At 36.0% G+C, this 14,824-nt stretch carries 10 protein-coding genes and 4 tRNA genes; 4 read left to right on the forward strand and 10 right to left on the reverse strand.

Annotated elements, in window-relative coordinates; translation table 11 throughout:
- Positions 1 to 426: 426 nt before the first annotated feature.
- Both Xvie_RS05910 and Xvie_RS05915 read right to left on the reverse strand, forming a co-directional pair.
- Entirely contained in the window at positions 427 to 1,962 is a 1,536-nt protein-coding gene (locus Xvie_RS05910; protein ID WP_086108422.1) for a peptide MFS transporter, read from the reverse strand.
- 696 nt (positions 1,963 to 2,658) lie between these two features.
- Positions 2,659 to 3,600, reverse strand: coding sequence for a Kdo(2)-lipid IV(A) acyltransferase (locus tag Xvie_RS05915; RefSeq protein WP_086108423.1), 942 nt, complete (start codon positions 3,598 to 3,600; stop codon positions 2,659 to 2,661).
- Positions 3,601 to 4,082: 482 nt separating this feature from the next.
- Here Xvie_RS05915 and trhO point away from each other — a divergent pair, with 482 nt between their 5' ends.
- Entirely contained in the window at positions 4,083 to 5,141 is a 1,059-nt protein-coding gene (gene trhO / locus Xvie_RS05920; protein WP_086108424.1) for an oxygen-dependent tRNA uridine(34) hydroxylase TrhO, read from the forward strand.
- 157 nt (positions 5,142 to 5,298) lie between these two features.
- Here trhO and Xvie_RS05925 read toward each other — a convergent pair whose 3' ends face one another.
- The 8 genes from Xvie_RS05925 to Xvie_RS05960 all read right to left on the reverse strand — a co-directional run bounded on the left by Xvie_RS05925 (position 5,299) and on the right by Xvie_RS05960 (position 9,970).
- The gene (locus tag Xvie_RS05925) at positions 5,299 to 5,892 is read right to left on the reverse strand and encodes a LuxR C-terminal-related transcriptional regulator (protein WP_086108425.1); all 594 of its coding nucleotides are present in this window, start codon (positions 5,890 to 5,892) and stop codon (positions 5,299 to 5,301) included.
- Positions 5,893 to 6,103: 211 nt separating this feature from the next.
- Complete coding sequence (gene bssS / locus Xvie_RS05930; RefSeq protein ID WP_086108426.1) at positions 6,104 to 6,358, reverse strand: biofilm formation regulator BssS; 255 nt, start codon at positions 6,356 to 6,358, stop codon at positions 6,104 to 6,106.
- A gap of 232 nt (positions 6,359 to 6,590) precedes the next feature.
- Positions 6,591 to 7,643 carry a dihydroorotase gene (gene pyrC, locus Xvie_RS05935; RefSeq protein WP_086108427.1) on the reverse strand — a complete coding sequence of 351 codons (1,053 nt, stop codon included), beginning with the start codon at positions 7,641 to 7,643 and terminating at the stop codon, positions 6,591 to 6,593.
- Positions 7,644 to 7,872: 229 nt separating this feature from the next.
- Positions 7,873 to 7,948 (reverse strand) — tRNA-Asn (locus Xvie_RS05940).
- Between the two features lie 285 nt (positions 7,949 to 8,233).
- A tRNA-Asn gene (locus Xvie_RS05945) sits at positions 8,234 to 8,309 on the reverse strand.
- A 391-nt stretch (positions 8,310 to 8,700) separates the two neighbouring features.
- A tRNA-Asn gene (locus Xvie_RS05950) sits at positions 8,701 to 8,776 on the reverse strand.
- A 476-nt stretch (positions 8,777 to 9,252) separates the two neighbouring features.
- Positions 9,253 to 9,328, reverse strand: a tRNA-Asn gene (locus tag Xvie_RS05955).
- Positions 9,329 to 9,454: 126 nt separating this feature from the next.
- Positions 9,455 to 9,970 carry a YlaC family protein gene (locus Xvie_RS05960; protein WP_086108428.1) on the reverse strand — a complete coding sequence of 172 codons (516 nt, stop codon included), beginning with the start codon at positions 9,968 to 9,970 and terminating at the stop codon, positions 9,455 to 9,457.
- 515 nt (positions 9,971 to 10,485) lie between these two features.
- Here Xvie_RS05960 and cspE point away from each other — a divergent pair.
- The 3 genes from cspE to Xvie_RS05975 all read left to right on the forward strand — a co-directional run bounded on the left by cspE (position 10,486) and on the right by Xvie_RS05975 (position 13,186).
- On the forward strand, positions 10,486 to 10,698 hold the full coding sequence (gene cspE / locus Xvie_RS05965) for a transcription antiterminator/RNA stability regulator CspE (protein WP_045958852.1): 213 nt from the start codon (positions 10,486 to 10,488) through the stop codon (positions 10,696 to 10,698).
- Between the two features lie 1,741 nt (positions 10,699 to 12,439).
- Positions 12,440 to 12,658, forward strand: coding sequence for a hypothetical protein (locus tag Xvie_RS26200; RefSeq protein WP_479688391.1), 219 nt, complete (start codon positions 12,440 to 12,442; stop codon positions 12,656 to 12,658).
- 336 nt (positions 12,659 to 12,994) lie between these two features.
- Complete coding sequence (locus Xvie_RS05975) at positions 12,995 to 13,186, forward strand: hypothetical protein (protein WP_086108429.1); 192 nt, start codon at positions 12,995 to 12,997, stop codon at positions 13,184 to 13,186.
- The last annotated feature ends 1,638 nt before the right edge of the window (positions 13,187 to 14,824 follow it).

Raw genomic sequence — 14,824 nt, forward strand, 5'->3', positions numbered from 1 at the left:
TAGCTAAGAAATAAATTAATGGCTAATGCTATAAATATTAAACATGTTATTTTATTAAGTGCAATTTGTATTGAAGGTTTATTTGATATCGCATTATTAAATAAACCGGATAGATAAGATATTATCTAAATACAATATAACACCTAATTGCTTTGAAAATTCAGTAAGATTAAGTGTTTGCAATATTGATACTAATGCTGGCAATAGTTTGTAATTATTCAAGATGTTTTGTCCGGATATGAATCGTCTGGTAATTATATAATTAATATGCACTTTGAGTAAAAAAGTAAATTCAATGTTTGTTACAAGAGAAGAGTTTCTGCTTAAAAAAACGATATTTTACTAAAAGAAGAAAAAATGGCCACTGAGTATCTCCGACTTAGGAATAGAGATACTTAATAGTGGCCTAACTAAAATTTAGGTTACTTAAGACTTTGTTTCTGCTTCATGCAAACTGCTTGTCAAACGGCGGATAGGAATAATTAAGACAAGTAAAATAGCGGAGCAAATAACTAATGACAGGGATACGTTAGAGAATAGCTGAGGCAAACTATCCAATTTATCTGCACGTACATTGCCGCCAATCAGGCCTGCGGCCAGATTGCCTAATGCGCTGGCACAAAACCATAAGCCCATGACTTGCCCACGCATGCGAGAAGGTGCTAACACTGTCATCGTTGCCAACCCGATTGGGCTAAGGCAAAGTTCACCAAGAGTCAGGAAGAGAACACTGAAAACGATCCATAGTGGTGAAACTGAGCTACCGCTCTCCAGTACATTTTGAGCGGCAAACATCATAATTGTAAAACCAGCAGCGGCAAACAGCATACCAATAACAAACTTACCAATACTGCTTAGGTTCATATTGCGTTTTGCCAATGCAGGCCACAACCAGCTAAAGAGTGGGGCCAGCAAAATAATGTACAACGGATTTATTGACTGGAACCAGACAGCAGGAATTTCATAGCCCAGTATGACTCGATCAGTATAATCATTGGCAAATAAATTAAATGATGTCGGTTTCTGTTCGAATGCTGACCAAAATAGAGCGGCTGAAACCAGCAAAATAAAGCAAATGAGTAAGCGAACTTTCTCATTACGGGTTAATCCAGCAAACAGGAATAAATAAGTAAAATAGAGAATCACGCTTGAAGAGATGATATAAACTAATAGGTTAGCAACTTTGACCGGATTAAATGGGATAACACCCATTATCAAGAGTATAACAATTGCACTGACAGCTATTGATATTGCGCTGACCCATTTACCAACATTTTTGCGTTTTACCATTGGACGATCCCAACTGGAATCCAGTCCTGCTTCTTTATCATAACTACGCATCAAAGGGACAGTATAGAAACGGAAAATCAGCAAGGCGATCAGCATACCTAATCCACCGACGCCAAAACCCCAATGCCAGCCGTAATCTTTCACTAACCAGCCAGCAATTAGAGCGGCAATTAAAGACCCTAGGTTGATGCCCATATAAAACAGAGAGAAACCACCGTCACGGCGGGGATCATCTTTTGTATACAGTGTTCCGACCATTACAGTAACACAGGTTTTGAACAGGCCAGTGCCGAGTGCAATGAGCAGCAATCCAATGAAGAACAGATTATTGCTCCAGATTGAGGAGAGAGCGATTGATAGATGGCCTAAGGCAATAATGATCGAACCGTACCAAACGGCAAGGCGTTGCCCTAACCAGTTATCGGCTAGCCAGCCGCCAGGTAACGATGTCAAGTAAATACTACCAGCAAAAATCCCGACAATTGCCGATGCCTGTTCACGCGGTATTCCCATACCACCTTCAAAGATTGCGGCAGACATGAATAATATCAGAAGGGGACGAATGCCATAGAACGAAAACCGCTCCCACATTTCTGTCAGAAAAAGAGAGCTAAGTGGATAAGGGTGCCCAAAAAAGGTCCTACTATTTCTGTTGTTGGTTGAAGATTGCATCTAATAATTCTTCCTAAAAATCCATCTGCATGTTGGATATGTTTTACAAGTTAAAATAAAAAGGTTGTTTTATAAGCATGTTATTAATATTGTTAACATATTTTTATAAAACTGATTACTTAATTGTTGGTGTATTTTTAACATGTTCTTTGTACTTTTCATCCGGCACAAAGCACATTTTTTATTTTATATTCCATTTTTTAAAACAAAAGTCGATGAAAATCTCAATTTCAGAATTTAATCGATGCTATATGAATGAGAGTCTTGACTTAAAAATTTTTCTATTCTCTATGATTTTTTTATTAAAGATTTTATAAAATAAATAATTATTTTTTAATTGATTATTATTGTTATCTTTTCGTGTGCTACGTATATTAATTTGTTCTTAAATGGTGAGAGATTACATAAAGACAATAAATTTATCGTGGTATATCTCAGAAACACTGTAGAGGCGTGAACAGATGGAGGATTTTTTTGGCTAATTAAATGATTAAAAGATGTAAAAATAATGCTTATTAAAATTTATCAATGACAGAAAAAATAAATTCATTAATGATTTTGCAACATTAGTGTTATGGAGGAGAATATAATTTTGTTTTATTGATTGCACTACACCTAGAATCTATCAGGTATATATCGAATGGTTAGAAGAAGGCCTTGGCTGTTATTGAGAAAATAACAGCCAGATTGTGCTTATCAGTGAATATTATCGTTATCACCATACAAGGATGACATACCTTTGGGGCGGGTTTTGAACCGGCGATGTAACCACATATATTGGTCTGGCGCCTGCATAATTTCCTTCTCGATCACTTTATTCATGAATGTTGCAGCTTCTATTTCATTTTTTAGAGGGAAATTTTCCACTGCAGACTGAATAATCAGCTCATAACCTTCTCCATTGGGTAATCTTCGGGGAGTAAAAGGAATTAGTGCGGGCTTGGCTAAACGGGCGAGAATTGAAGTCCCCGTCGTGGTTGCTGCATGCTCAACAGCAAATAAGGGAGCAAATACGCTGTTACGTGGGCCGTAATCATGATCAGGGGCATACCAAACAATTTCACCATTTTTCAAGCATCGGACCATGCCCTTAACATCTTTCCTGTCCAGCATGTACTTATTGGAACGGAGCCGTCCCCAAGTTTGTAGCCAATCCATGACAGGATTGTCATTTGGGCGATAAACTCCAATACCTGGATTTAGCATGCCAAAGATCCGCGCACCCAATTCCAGTGTCAGAAAATGGATCCCAATGACGATAATTCCTTGACCTGTAGATTGCGCTGTCTGGATATGTTCCCGTCCGGTGACTTTAAACCAACGTTTGATCCTCCAATCTGGCCAAAACCAGGCCATTCCGGTCTCAAATACGCCCATTCCAACAGATTCGAAGTTTTTGACTAACCACTCATGCCGTTTCTCCACTGGCATATTGGGGAAACAAAGTGCCAGATTGCGCTCTGCAATTTTGGCTCGTTTTTTCAAGAAACGCTGTGATAGTCTACCAAGTCGGGTTCCCATCCAATAAATCGCTGGATAAGGCAGTAAAACCAGTAAATAAAGTATGCCGATACCTAGCCAAGTTAACCAGTAACGGGGGTGTAAAAGTGAACGGTGAAAAGGAGGTGCTTGTATCATGTGTTTTCAGTATGTTTGTTATTTGTCATTTTGAATCGATGCTGCGTTCATAATCCTTGCGTATTTGTCCTTAATGAACGACCTATACGCTCCGGTTCTTGTACGTAGTTTATGTTCAATCAGTCTGCAATCATAAGTGCCTGAATGAGATAGACTATAAAAGTCATATTGGCGTATTGTGACACTTTTTAGTGAAAGATCGAAATTCTGGGGCATTTAATACTTAATCTGATGATAATTTATTCGATTAGCTCACCATTTGGCAAGGTCTACTGTTTTTTTAGCTTATCGTAGTCAATGTTGTAGCCAGGGTTATTAGGGGGCGCCAAAAGCATATTGTGGCCATTATTTTCACTATATTGGTGTGATAGAAAAGCATAAATCACTACCCGCTAACGGCCATTTTCGTTATGATATCCCGTCATCAATAGGCAACCATTAACGTTTTTATTTTTTGTAATCGAAATTCAGGAAAGTACACCATGCCAGTGTTACATAACCGTATTTCTAATAAAGAGCTGAAAGAGCGCATGCTGGCTGAAACTGAGCCGCGCACGACCATCTCTTTTTATAAATATTTTACCATTTCAGAACCACAGGCTTTTCGCGACAGCCTGTACCGGAAGTTTACTGAGTTATCTGTCTTTGGGCGGGTTTATATTGCCAAAGAAGGTATCAATGCACAAATTAGTGTGCCTTCCAAAAATGTTAGTACTTTAAAAGCATTATTGGATGAGACTGATCCGGCATTATATAATTTGCGTCTTAACATTGCGCTGGAAGATGACGGTAAATCATTCTGGGTATTGCGCATGAAAGTGCGTGAACTCATTGTTGCTGATGGTATTGAAGATGAAACTTTTAATCCATCTAAAACAGGCGAGTACCTTAAAGCGGAGCAGGTTAACCAAATGTTGGATGATCCTGAAACCGTTTTTGTTGATATGCGTAACCACTACGAATATGAAGTCGGGCATTTTGAAAACGCGATTGAAGTTCCATCAGATACATTTCGTGAACAGTTGCCAATGGCTGTAGAAATGCTGAAGGACAATAAAGATAAAAATATAGTTATGTATTGTACTGGCGGTATTCGCTGCGAAAAAGCGAGTGCTTATATGCTGCATAATGGTTTTAATAAAGTCTATCACGTAGAGGGTGGCATTATTGAATATGCCCGTAAAGCGAAAGAACAAGAATTGCCAGTTCGGTTTATTGGCAAGAATTTTGTCTTTGATGAGCGTATGGGTGAACGTATTTCTGAAGAAATCATTGCGCACTGTCACCAATGTGGGGTGGCATGTGATAGCCATACCAACTGTAAGAATGATGGTTGCCACTTGTTGTTTATCCAATGTCTGTCTTGTGCTGAACATTTCGAAGGTTGTTGCAGTGATGCTTGCTGTGGAGAGATGAAACTACCAGAAGACGAACAACGTACTCGTCGGGCTGGAAGAGAGAACGGGGCTAAGATTTTCAATAAATCCCGCTATCGGTTAAATGATGGTTTGAATATTACCTCTCTGCAATCGATTAAATAATCACTCTCATCTTTCAAGCCGCTACTTTTTGTTTGCATTCACTTACTTCAGTCACATAATTAGTTATGTGACTGAAGGCTCACTTCCTTGCTACAGAGCGGCAGCTTGATATAAATAACATCAATTTATTTACATTAAAATAGATTCTTCAAAAGACTTAACAGAAATATTTAAAGACATTGTAAATAAAAAGTAACTCTATTTTGTTAGAAACACCTGTTTTCTCTATAATATGTCTCTTATGAGAATAAACTGTGCTTTTACTGATTTTTAATTCTTTGGAGATTTTATATGTATCCATTTCTAACATCCAATAATAGATGATTCGATTTTCCTGATGACTGAAAATAGAACTGTACACACTAAAATTAGAAAAATAACGTTGAATATCATGTGATGCCATTTCTTTTAGACGTTCAAGTAATATTGTCAAATATTCTTTTGATAATATAAAATCCTTGTTTGTCAATTGGATAGGTTTATCATTGTAAGGATATTCTTTGTCTATATAAATATAGATACGAGCACCATAAACTGAAGAGATTAATAATTTTAGTTGTTCACAATATTTACTGTAGTAGCCATAATTTGTCAGGTTTACCAAGATAATTTCTGGAGAAAATATAGGCAAAATATTTATGGCATCATGTATTGATACAGTACCTAAAGAAAGGATATCTGTATTTTCTTTCAGAGATTCAATAATACCCAAGCGCGTATAGTGGCATTCATCAATGACTAATAATTTCATTACTTGAACATCCTTGTTCTACTATGGTTATATTTAAATAATCAGCTTAATAGTTAAGTATTAGGCGGATGAACACGGAATTATAATACAATATTATGAAAAATAATAAACCATATGTATAATTTTATTGGTTAATATGTGTTCAGTTGTTGATTTGGGACACCCAATATATTTGGGTGTCCCAAATACGCTAGATCATCTAAATATATTACTAATGCTTAATATAATCGAACTGACTATATACTGAGGTTTCTATTTTCTCAACCTCGGCTTGCAATATGAGGATAAGTTGCTTCGCTACATCTGTCGTTAGCCATAACGTTTTGTCAACACTGATATTTTTTGTATTTTGATCTTGGGTGGATGAGTAGTAAAGACGTATCATTATGGCATCGTAGGCACCAACAGGACTGATGTCCCAGCCTACAACAGGATGAGTCTGGATTATTTCATTGCTTTCCATAATAACCCCCTAATCAGACTACAGCATCGTTATTGATATAATTGACTAAGAGCAAAAGACTTCATCTAAGATGAATCTCAGGCAGTATAAACCTTTTTAGCAAGCTAAGAAGTGAAAAGAGCGGGATTTTTTGCATTACAACTGAAAGGAATCATTGTAATTTATTACCGCAGTTTATTAAGTTGAATTTGTGTGGAAATAAAGGCTATTTTCCACACAAATAATGGTGATAAAGCTACTTACATACCTTTATATCCCATCCCACATTTTCTCCTGCGAGGAAAGGAATTAATTTTTCATTACCGCATTCGATATATTCAACGACTGGAGTCGGCTTGCGTGTAAGCTCGATAAAGCCATTGTTGATTGGTAAATCGTAAAATGTGGGGCCATTTAGGGAACAGAAAGACTCAAAATATTTCATTGCTGCCATTTCTTCAAAAACCGTGGCATAAGCTGCCAGAGCGGTTGGGGCATTGAAAACACCTGCGCAGCCACAAGAGGATTCTTTGCGGTGCAGCACATGAGGAGCGGAATCCGTACCTAAGAAAAAACGGTTACAACCACTGGCTATTGCTGCGCGGAGTGCTTCCTGATGAATATTGCGTTTTAGTACAGGTAAGCAGTAAAGATGGGGACGAATACCACCAACTAACATATGGTTACGATTAAACATTAAATGCTGTGGTGTCAGTGTCGCACCTAATTTATCGTTACCTTCAAGAACGTATTCTGCAGCTTCTTTGGTTGTAATGTGTTCAAAAACAACTTTTAATCCAGGGAATTTTTGGCGCAATGGTTCCATTACTTGTTCGATAAAGCGTGCTTCTCGGTCAAAAATATCAATATGAGAGGCGGTGACTTCTCCGTGGATCAGTAATGGCATGCCTATTTTTTCCATGGTTTCTAATAACGGATAGATCTTTTTGACATCAGAAACACCGTGACTGGAATTAGTTGTTGCATTGGCAGGATAAAGTTTGCAGGCGGTGAAAATTCCTTCTTTATAGCCAATCTCAATTTGATCGCTAGCTGTTGAATCTGTCAGATAGCAGGTCATAAGAGGTTGGAAGTTATGATCTGGCGGAGTAGCTGCGATTATCCGTTCTTTATAGGCTTTAGCACTGGTAACATCTGTCACTGGAGGGACAAGGTTGGGCATGACTATAGCCCGACCAAAGAAATGGCTAGTATGGGGCACAACTGTCTTTAACATATCCCCATCACGGAAATGGACATGCCAGTCGTCAGGGCGGCGGATTTTAATTGTGTATGATTCAGTGGTCATGGAACCGGCTCCAGAATATAGGTGATAAATGATGGATGCTGATTCAGCACTCCTTAAGCCGGAGGAGGATGATAAAGTGAAAATAGCTAAATAGCTATTATTGAATGATAATTTCTCTGAATTTTGGGAAATTAGAATTTTAAGTTTATCTGGACTAGGGTATTCAGAGGGGATTATCGTATCAAAAAAAGGAAAATATAGAAGTAATAACACGAGGGTGAATTGAATTTGGCTCCTCCAGCTGGACTCGAACCAGCGACATACGGATTAACAGTCCGCCGTTCTACCGACTGAACTATGGAGGAACTCCTTCAAGACGGGGTGCATATTAACGGCACTATTTACGTTTGTCAAAGCAGAAAATAACAATAATTGTTTGATTGATTGTAATTTATCCGTTGTGTGTATTTTTTGACTTAAAATCGACTGGTTTACAATAAGTATGGGAGTAGATATAGGGGATAAAGCAACAAGAAGAGAGATTTTTAAAAATGGGGAACTTAAAAATAGGAAAAGTTTAAAACAGAAAAGTGAAAAGTCATAAAACAAAAAACCTGATTAGCAAAACTAATCAGGCTCTTCAGAAGATCTGGCTCCTCCAGCTGGACTCGAACCAGCGACATACGGATTAACAGTCCGCCGTTCTACCGACTGAACTATGGAGGAACTCCTTTAAGACGGGGGAGATATTAACGGCACTATTTACGTTTGTCAAAGCAGAAAATAACAATAATTGTTTGATTGCTCGCAATGTGTGCACGTTGGATTGTTTTTGATCTTGTGTATGTTTTGATATAGGGAATCACATTAAAAAGGGGTTGAAAAAAATTGCATTATCTCTACATTTGCCATCTTTCAAGTTGCTGCTTTTTGTTGGCTGTACGCTTAATGGCATCGTTAGCACAGTGCTAGGGGATTCATCCTCTTGTTGCTGAGCTGCAACTTGAAATCTATTGGGTATAAAATTTTAAATCGGAGAGTAATTGGTAACGTTTCAGTCTTTTGTTCCCAAAAGCAAAAATCCCGACTAGCAAAGCTAATCGGGATTTCCAGAATTTGGCTCCTCCAGCTGGACTCGAACCAGCGACATACGGATTAACAGTCCGCCGTTCTACCGACTGAACTATGGAGGAATTGAATTGTTCCTGAGAACGGAGCGAATAATACAGTGAATGATTCGATATTGTAAAGCAAAAAAAATAAAAATAAGCTCAGTCGGTTAGATTGAAATCAGAGTGATGTTTTTTTGTTATTTTTGCTTATAAAATATCTGATATGTTGAAGATTTATTGGTTTTACAACTTTTGAGAATATGTTGTTTATCTTACAAAAATTACATTTATTTTATGATTATCGATTTTATCCCTATTTATTCATAAATACGAGATAAACAGACACAAATTCTTACAAAACAGGTATATAACAGAATTTGGGTTTCAATGAGAACTGGCAAAAAATGTAGAATGTATTGAATTCCATCAGGAAAAGTAAAAAAGCAGTGATATAAAAAAAACGGCTTCCTGATTAGGAAGCCGCCTTATGTGATCTAGGTTTAGCTATCTCAACCTTTTAATTTCACGCTTTGTTCATCCAGCGAGAAATTTTAATTTGGCTCCTCCAGCTGGACTCGAACCAGCGACATACGGATTAACAGTCCGCCGTTCTACCGACTGAACTATGGAGGAATTGGATTGTTCCTGAGAACGGGACGAATACTAGCGATGTACTAGAATAGTGTCAACGCAAAAATTCTTTTTTCTTACTGTTTGCTCATCATATGAGCTTCTTGATTTATCATTGTACTATTTTTATTAAATCCCTACGCTTTTATTAACCATGTTAATAGGTTGAGCATAGGGTGACTGTTCTGAGCAGGTAAGCATAAACACATCATAAAAACAAATACCCTGTTTTTTCTGCATGATATGTTTAATATTGTCTTTGATTTCATTAGGTATTTGAGGATGAGTGAGTATCTTATTGATAGCTTTTTTAGAAACTTGCTCGTTGACAAACCATTCACCATTATAACATACACGTAAATCGAGAACGTCAATATCTTCAAAATGATAAATTGGTTTGATATCAAATAGCAGAATGGCTGCCATAGCGATAAAGGCTAGGGTAAAGGCAAAAAGAGACCACGCACCGAAATAGGGCGCGTACCACATGAGCATAGCAAGAAAAGCATAAGCGACAACCATCGCCAGACACAAATAGGGGTGGTGGCGGATAAAGACGCTGTTGAAATGTACTTTACCATCACGATGCTCTTTAAGATTGATCCGCTTAAGATCCTGAATCAATATCTGTTTTATGATTTTCATAATACTAACCCATTTATTTGTAAACTGATTTGTAGAAATAGTGTTGTAAAAAGCGCTGTACAAATCGTGATTGAATTGAAATCTATGGCATTTTCAAGATTAGCATGCCCTGAACCCACATCTGTATAGCAATTGGTTTAATTTATTGGGTAAATTGTTATTGTTAACGAGCCGACGAACAATATCTATGTTTTTGCCAAAACAAAAATTGAATAAATCAAACAAAACGATAAAATATTTTGTCATTCTGTTCTAATATTGAGCGTGTGAGGAGTTTTTAAAACGATAATACACAAAAAGGTTGCTATTCATGTGCGTTAATGCGTTAATTGTCTTCGGCCTGATTAACAGACCTACTTTATGTACGACATCTTGAGTTAATGCGTTGTAAGTGCTATCCCTGGTAGCCTTTGTTGACCGTTTCCTTCTGAAAGTGCCTCCATAAGTAATAGCTGATACTGGCCAACACATGCCCAAGGTGGCAACACGTTTATATCAATACATAGGAAAGTCGAATGTCTGACAAAATGAAAGGTCAAGTGAAGTGGTTCAACGAATCTAAAGGCTTTGGTTTCATCACTCCAGCTGATGGTAGCAAAGACGTATTTGTACACTTCTCTGCCATTCAAGGTAACGGTTTCAAAACTCTGGCAGAAGGCCAGGATGTAGAATTCACCATTGAAAGTGGTGCCAAAGGCCCAGCAGCAGCAAACGTAACTGCTATCTAATTTCGCCTTTATGCCTTATTTAAGCTCGCCAGCACAAAATGCCGTGGCGGGCTTTTTGTCTTTCTATACCATAAAATTTATTTTACGAATTTTATCTTACGTATTCGATCCTGAAGTTTTCTAGATTTACTTATTTAATCGCTAAAAATAATGGAATGAAAATAATTATGATATTAGCCATGAGTTAATATCAGTTTTCATTGTATGACCAAATATTGTATGGTCAGAAATTGTATGATGTTGTTACTACTTAGTAAAACAGAAAATCATCGTTGTCTTACAAAAATTTCCCCGTGCTAAAATTTTCATTTGTTAATTCTAACTTCTTATAATTCCCAAAAATTCAATTAGAGAGTGATTAATTGGATAGTTAAGGTTTTAGTTTTAATAAAAATAATCCTGTAACTTGTTAATTTTCCTTTAGATTTCCTGATCACCTGAAATGTTGAGTGGCACTGTATCGATATCATGAACTGTATTAACCTGAAGAGAAACTATCTGATATTAGGAAACCATTTAGTTGGATTTTTAGGAGGATATTAATTGACGTTATATTAGGGCATACGTGATGATACAGTCATATATTCGTTCTTTATTCCCTCTGACGGCATACGAATACTCGAATTAAATATTTGTTATCAGAATATTCCATGTACGATGGAAGAATGTTCTCTTAAGGATATCTATTGTATGTTAGTTTTATAGCGAATGGTTTCTAGTGGTTAAATTTCTCATATACAACAAATGAAGAATTATCATTTATGTAGCAATAATCCTATGTGGTAGTAACGCTTGTGCGGCAACGATTTTATGCGTAGAAATCGTAGAAGCCATTATACAAATTCAACTAATGAAGTTAGCCAAACCAGCTCCTATTTTCATGATGTTCTATATATCCATTTAATATTATGGAGGATGTCATGTTGTTGACATCCATTGCAATGTATTTATTACTGTGCTGCCATTTGAGGATTTGATCGGGGCTGAACGTCAGTGGCATCAAGGTATGAGCATTTGAGGTTTAATATAGCAGCAACATTATGGTGTTTGACGGGGATAGGGGAGTTATGTGGTGTGGAGCAATATTTGGGCTACAGGTATTGCTACAGTCATCATTATTTGTGTGAACATTTTATTGAGAGAAATTGCGTAACGAATTAATACTCAGCCTCACCAGCAAGCTTTAAATTTAGAGTAGCGCTATAAAACCCACTTTATCTGCGATGTAAATGATGAAATTCTGGTAAGGACTTTGATTTTACAAGAACTCAATAGCTTATATGTTAGATTACTGACATCCCCACTCTGATGAAGTGTTGCCTATAGAGTAGATTTGGCAGGAATATCGAGCAAGTAAGGTATATAGGGAGCCTTGAAATCAATGGATTAACAAAAGAAAATTGGTTTGATTCGGAATTATTTATGTTGGCTATTGCAGTGTCAAAGAAAATATTTATTGTCAACTGGCTCAATACAATACCAAACTTTGGTGCAATGAACATATTATATACGAATAGAACAGAGGTATTAATTCACGACAAAATTATTCTCCAACACTATTTAGATAAAGAAGATAGGGGAGGTAATTAACTAAATATAGTTAAATAGCCCCACTAAAGAGGTACTAAGAACTGAAGGGATTCAAGTAATTGTTAGGTATAAATGCGGTAATTCAGATATTGATTACCTCTGCAGCTACAGAAAAATTGATGAGTTACCTTTTGATTTTGTTAGAGGCTGGTTGTCGATTTTTATACAAAATTTGTATAAAAAACATCAATTAGCCTTCAGGTATGCCGTTGAGAAAATGCTATCAGCTTGCTCCTTTATGGGGGTAAAAGAGAAAATTATTTCTCTCACTGAAGAAAGTCGTAACAATGTAATGGAACTAGTTAGCAACGATAACTCTCAAGGATTCAGGGTTGTTAATCATAGTAATGGAAGGGTTAAGTCACTATGAAGTGATACACCCATTTCTGTTACTGATGAAAATGGGATGGTATTACAAGGTTTATTGGCATTTTTAGGTCTGCTAAAAGAAAGTACTATAATGGTAATTTCGGTATTAAGGCACAATGATATTTTGGTTACGGTATTTGCCGTAGATAATTCTGTTGTTACGGTTAAAGTTTGTTGAGATATGGATTTAGGTTCTGTAAATATCCTTATTGATACTAATGTTGAACTTAATGACTGATGAAGACCGTTAAAAGAAGTGGAATTAAGGTCGCCCTTTTGTAAGTTAACCCCTCTGTGAAAATCCCGCGTTTTAAAATCATTGTAAAATAATAGTCATATGATTGGTTTTCTTGAGGATGGAATAAATGACAAGCCAGCATTATGGGATGCAGGTGTTGGAATTTTAGTTAATATAGGGACGAATATCGCAAAGGAGGTAGCCGATCTCATTCTGTTTGAGAAAAATTTGATGGTATTAGGGAGAGAATTAAGGAAAGTGAAACGTTTGGGAATATCATCAAGTATTTAAATATGACGGTTAGTGCAATCTTTAGGAAACGTATTTTCTGTATTGGTCGCCAGTGCATTTATTCCATTTTTATCGATATTGTCACTTCATTTTCTTGTATAAAACCTAATGTACGATATTTCACAATTGCCTTGTCGTTAGGAAAAATAGATAAATAGTTTCTGAAAAAATTCTGTAAGTGGGATGTAAAAGTATAGGATGTTTTTATGCTCAGGATTGGCGCTACTTTTTTATCTTTAACATCACGGCTTACGTTGTGATGTGGCATGTATTTGCAGAAGACAATATGGAACATCAGACATTATTTCAACCGGATAGCTTATGGAAGAGGTATTGTCACAGATTTCTATTGTACATATATTGAACAAGCAAAAAGCACTTTGTGCAGAGTACAGCGGTACGTTATTTTATTAACTACACTAATAATAATGGTACTAGGCAATTACATTCCATTCTCTGCATTTGATACCCTAACTGGGTTACAGCCACGATTTTGGGAATACTCTTTATGGTTAATTGGGTTACTAATAAGCTACGGTATCATTGCTTAAATGATGAAGCAGTTTTGGTTTCATCGATTTGGTGGATGGTTGTAAATAATTCTCATTAATTGATATGTTACTCTGTATAGCATAAGGCAGTAATGTATACAGGATATATACTATTGTGGCTCTTATCATGATGAACTTTTTCAGATATTTAGAATAGGTCTTGATGTTATTCTTTGAAAATAAACTGTCTATCACAATATAAATTAATTTAAGGAAGTAATAGAGTTATATTTATCGGTCATTTTTTTTATTTGAAACGACAATTTAATCTACCTGTTATTGTTTTTTTCAGAGTTGAATGGGATAAATTACTTTTTAATGTCTGTGCTTATATCTTTCTTTGTTTTTTTATGCCAAATTTTCTATTCTTCTTTTAATTAGGTTTTATGTAATAAGATGTTGTTGCCAAATTTGCATTTGGGAATTATTTTGTATTTATATTTTCTGTTATTTAAGTAAATTAATTTTCATTCAATGCACCACCTCGTTTTGGGGTTTGGTTATCGGTTTGTTTGTTATGATAATCCCACCAAAGCATTTGTATTTCTTATCATTTAGGTTGTGAGTATAAAATAAATACATTAATTTTTATTATCAATTGTGCGCATAAGCTAGACAATAAGGGGAAATAATCAGCAAGGATTGTTTAGTTAAAACTGTGTCACAAACTGACTGTGTATACGTTTATTTTGTTTAGTTAAATTTATTAATTATGATGGCTGGAAGTGGTCTTAATGGCTTTCAGGGGGCTTGAATTTTGTTTGGTTAGCAAAGCCTTGCTAGTTATGTTTACTAGGGGGGAGATATACAGATGTTTTTTTATTTCAATATCATACTGTATTTTATCTTATTTTTGTGATTTGAGTGATATTTGAGTTCAGAGTAGAAATGAGGGGTCTCTTTCTTTTGTTTGAAAATAGCGCGATCATAAACCAAAAATGATCAGACTGATAGCTTTTTAATAACTAGTATTCACATATAATTAATAAATTTGGCATAACAATGACCTAAATCAAGTTATAGTGGAAGATGAGTACCTACCTACATTATCAAGAAGCAAATTTTATTAAAACACTATCAATTTAGC

Source organism: Xenorhabdus vietnamensis, from assembly GCF_002127535.1.
Classification (GTDB): Bacteria; Pseudomonadota; Gammaproteobacteria; order Enterobacterales; family Enterobacteriaceae; genus Xenorhabdus; species Xenorhabdus vietnamensis.

Coding starts and splice junctions, on each gene's coding strand:
- Xvie_RS05960 (WP_086108428.1), bottom strand. CDS start 9,970: ATGAAAATCATAAAACAGATATTGATTCAGGATCTTAAGCGGATCAAT.
- trhO (WP_086108424.1), top strand. CDS start 4,083: ATGCCAGTGTTACATAACCGTATTTCTAATAAAGAGCTGAAAGAGCGC.
- cspE (WP_045958852.1), top strand. CDS start 10,486: ATGTCTGACAAAATGAAAGGTCAAGTGAAGTGGTTCAACGAATCTAAA.
- Xvie_RS05975 (WP_086108429.1), top strand. CDS start 12,995: ATGATTGGTTTTCTTGAGGATGGAATAAATGACAAGCCAGCATTATGG.
- Xvie_RS05910 (WP_086108422.1), bottom strand. CDS start 1,962: ATGCAATCTTCAACCAACAACAGAAATAGTAGGACCTTTTTTGGGCAC.
- Xvie_RS05925 (WP_086108425.1), bottom strand. CDS start 5,892: ATGAAATTATTAGTCATTGATGAATGCCACTATACGCGCTTGGGTATT.
- Xvie_RS05915 (WP_086108423.1), bottom strand. CDS start 3,600: ATGATACAAGCACCTCCTTTTCACCGTTCACTTTTACACCCCCGTTAC.
- pyrC (WP_086108427.1), bottom strand. CDS start 7,643: ATGACCACTGAATCATACACAATTAAAATCCGCCGCCCTGACGACTGG.